The 3,309-nt window shown below is 59.2% G+C and carries 4 protein-coding genes and 3 tRNA genes; all 7 read left to right on the forward strand.

Annotation, left to right across the window (positions count from 1 at the left end):
- Positions 1-127 precede the first annotated feature (127 nt).
- The gene (birA, locus tag LMJ29_RS09485; protein WP_229605285.1) at positions 128-1,078 is read left to right on the forward strand and encodes a bifunctional biotin--[acetyl-CoA-carboxylase] ligase/biotin operon repressor BirA; all 951 of its coding nucleotides are present in this window, start codon (positions 128-130) and stop codon (positions 1,076-1,078) included.
- Entirely contained in the window at positions 1,068-1,817 is a 750-nt protein-coding gene (locus tag LMJ29_RS09490; RefSeq protein WP_229605282.1) for a type III pantothenate kinase, read from the forward strand. The genes birA and LMJ29_RS09490 overlap by 11 nt, the downstream gene beginning before the upstream one ends.
- A 9-nt stretch (positions 1,818-1,826) precedes the next feature.
- Complete coding sequence (locus LMJ29_RS09495; RefSeq protein ID WP_229605283.1) at positions 1,827-2,513, forward strand: SPOR domain-containing protein; 687 nt, start codon at positions 1,827-1,829, stop codon at positions 2,511-2,513.
- Between the two features lie 115 nt (positions 2,514-2,628).
- Positions 2,629-2,713: transfer RNA gene (locus LMJ29_RS09500), tRNA-Tyr, on the forward strand.
- A 24-nt stretch (positions 2,714-2,737) separates the two neighbouring features.
- Positions 2,738-2,811 (forward strand) — tRNA-Gly (locus tag LMJ29_RS09505).
- Between the two features lie 26 nt (positions 2,812-2,837).
- Positions 2,838-2,913: transfer RNA gene (locus tag LMJ29_RS09510), tRNA-Thr, on the forward strand.
- Between the two features lie 82 nt (positions 2,914-2,995).
- Positions 2,996-3,309, forward strand: a 314-nt coding sequence (locus LMJ29_RS09515) for a GTP-binding protein (protein WP_229605284.1), incomplete at its 3' end; no start/stop codon positions are given.

Genomic DNA, 3,309 nt, shown 5'->3' on the forward strand with positions numbered 1-3,309 from the left:
GGTCATCGTCAAGCACCTATACCGAACCCCCGATCAGCATTGCTGGTCGGGGGTTCGTCTTTGCGGCCATTTTTGCGGTGCGGTATCCCTACCGTTTATGATGCACGTTTGCTGAACCGAGGGCGTTATTTTGCAACTGTTGCGTCTGCTGGCGGATGGACGCTTTCACTCCGGAGAGGAGTTGGGGGCACTGCTGGGTATCAGTCGGAGTGCGGTCTGGAAGCAGCTGCAGCTGCTTCACGAAATGACGGGGCTGGCCCTCTTTAAGGTGCGCGGCAAAGGTTACCGGCTTGAGCACCCGATCAGTCTGCTTTCTCCTGAGGTGCTCTGCAGCCAACTGGCGAGCCTGCAGTTGCATATCGAGGAGCGTGTCGATTCGACCAATGCCATGGCGATGCGCCTGCTAGCCAGGCAGGAGCCCCCGCTCCTTGTTCTTGCCGAGGCGCAGACCGCAGGGCGCGGGCGGCGAGGGCGGCAGTGGTGCAGCCCCTACGGTGCGAATCTGTATTTTTCCCTGGCGATCGGTATCGACCGATCAGCGACCCAGCTGCAAGCACTCAGCCTGGTGGTCGGTGTGGCGGTATTACGGGTTCTCCGCCGCGCTGGAGTGTCCGATATCGGGCTGAAATGGCCCAATGATCTGCTGGCAGGAGGCAAGAAGATCGCTGGAATCCTGCTCGAGCTGAGTGGCGATCCCGCGGATATCTGTAATGTCGTCATCGGGGTCGGCATCAATGTCAATATGTTGAGCGGGCCTGACATCGATCAGGCGTGGACCTCCATTCAGCTCGAGACTAAACGCCAAGTCGATCGGACGGAGCTGGCGATAGCATTGGCCGAAGAGTTTCGCTGTGTTCTGGGGCTTCACCGCGATGAGGGTTTCGCCGCTTTCCATGAGGAATGGGAGGCCAATCATTTATGGCAAGACCGCGAGGTTCGCCTAATAAGCGGTGTACACGCGGTCGCGGGCATCGCATTGGGCGTAACGGGCGATGGAGCGCTGCGCCTGCAAGTCAATGGCGAGGAGCAGGTCTTCAGTGGCGGCGAACTCAGCTTGAGGTTGCAGCATGATTCTTGAGTTGGACTGCGGCAATACGCTGATCAAGTGGCGGATATTGCCTGCTGAAGGAATGGCTCCTGCGCATAGTGGTTGCGTCGAATCCTCTGCTGCATTGATTGACAGCTTGCAATCACTAGAGCTGCCGGATTTGGCGTGGTGCCGAATCGTCAGCGTGCGTGGGGGCGGTGAAACGCAGCAGTTGCTTGACGCTCTGACGGGGCATTATCCCATGACCATCAGGCAGGCAGTGCCGACGCAGCACTGCATGGGTGTGACCAATGGTTACCAAGACTACCAGCGGTTGGGATTGGATCGCTGGTTGGCGGTGTTGGGGGGCTATCACCTCGCAAGTGGGGCCTGCCTGATCATCGATCTAGGCACGGCCGTGACGGCCGACCTGGTCGGACCGGATGGTCGGCATCTCGGAGGATATATTTGCCCGGGATTACCCCTGATGCGCGCGCAACTGCGTACTCATACTCGACGAATCCGTTACGAGGACATCGAAGCCGAGCGAGCGTTGGAGGATCTTTCCCCGGGGCGGGGGACGGCGGAGGCGGTGGAGCGGGGGTGCCTGCTCATGCTACGAGGGTTCGTTGAAATGCAGTGCCAGCACGCGCGCGAGTGGCTGGGTGATGACGTCGAGGTGCTTCTGACAGGGGGCGATGCCCCCTTGGTCGCTGACCTCTGGCCTGGAGCGAGGTTGGTGGCTGATCTGGTCTTCCAGGGTTTGGCGCTGGCTTGTCCGATCGAGTGAGGGTGGTACATGCGTTGGGTCTTTTTTCTTTTGCTCCTGCTGAATGTTGGGCTATTCGCCTGGCAGCAGCGATTGACGCCTGATGTCAGCAGCGAGTTGTCGTTGCGGGCACCGTCCGCCACGTCGCAGCCGGTCGCCTCGCTGCAGTTGCTCACCGAGGCTCAGCCGGTGGGGCAACAGGCAGCAGTTGCGGAGCTGGCAACAGCGCCAGCGGCGGAGAGTTGCCTGGCGCTGGGTGGGTTCGACGGTGCAGAGCGGGCAGGGCAGCTGGAGCAGCGTCTGCTGAGCCTGGATATCAGTGCACGCGTCATTACCATCGATGCGGCATTCGGATCGGATCACTGGGTCTATATCCCACCGCTCGCCTCCAGTCAGGCCTCTCTGCGGCAATTGCGCGAGTTGCAGGCGCGAGGGATCGACAGCTACCTGATTACCGAGGGTGAACTCGCCAACGGTATCCTCCTGGGCGTCTTCCCACGGCTCGAGGCGGCGGTGGGAGTGGCAGACAAGCTGCGGGCGGCCGGCTATGAGCCGCAGGTGAGAGAGCTGCCACGCGTCTACCAGCAATATTGGGTGCGTGTCGCCAGCAAGGCGCGCCGTTTGGTCGACGAGTTGTTGCTCAAGCAGCTCGCCGCAGACTTTCCTGATCTAAAACATGAAGTTATCTCGTGCACAGGGGTTGCGCAGTTCGAATAATCCCTCTATCATGCGCACCACTTGAGACGCACTGCTAAGCAGAAGTCGAAAGCGTCAAGCAGAAGTTAAAGTGCTTGACAGGTGAATGGCAGATGTAGAGAATGCCGCACCGTTTGGAGGGGTTCCCGAGTGGCCAAAGGGATCAGACTGTAAATCTGACGTCATCGACTTCGAAGGTTCGAATCCTTCCCCCTCCACCAGATTCAGCGTGAGCCGCAAGCTCCGCGGGTATAGTTCAGTGGTAGAACCTCAGCCTTCCAAGCTGATGATGCGGGTTCGATTCCCGCTACCCGCTCCAGTTTTGTTGTTCGTGCAATGTGTTTCGCTCATGTAGCTCAGCTGGTAGAGCACACCCTTGGTAAGGGTGAGGTCAGCGGTTCAAATCCGCTCATGAGCTCCAAACAAACAAAGGCAGATATGAAAATATCTGCCTTTGTTTTATGCGCGCTTTTTTTTCGGAACCTCGACGAGAGAGTGACTCGATGGCTAAAGAGAAATTCGAACGTAACAAACCGCACGTCAACGTTGGCACCATCGGTCACGTCGACCATGGCAAGACCACTCTGACTGCCGCTCTGACCAAGGTCTGCGCCGAGACCTGGGGTGGCTCCGCTCGTGCCTTCGACCAGATCGACAACGCTCCGGAAGAAAAGGCCCGCGGTATCACCATCAACACCTCGCACGTCGAGTACGATTCCCCGGCCCGTCACTACGCGCACGTCGACTGCCCTGGTCACGCCGACTACGTGAAGAACATGATCACCGGTGCCGCCCAGATGGACGGCGCGATCCTGGT

The sequence above is a fragment of the Pseudomonas oryzagri genome (genome assembly GCF_020831405.1).
In the GTDB taxonomy this organism is placed as follows: Bacteria; Pseudomonadota; Gammaproteobacteria; order Pseudomonadales; family Pseudomonadaceae; genus Geopseudomonas; species Geopseudomonas oryzagri.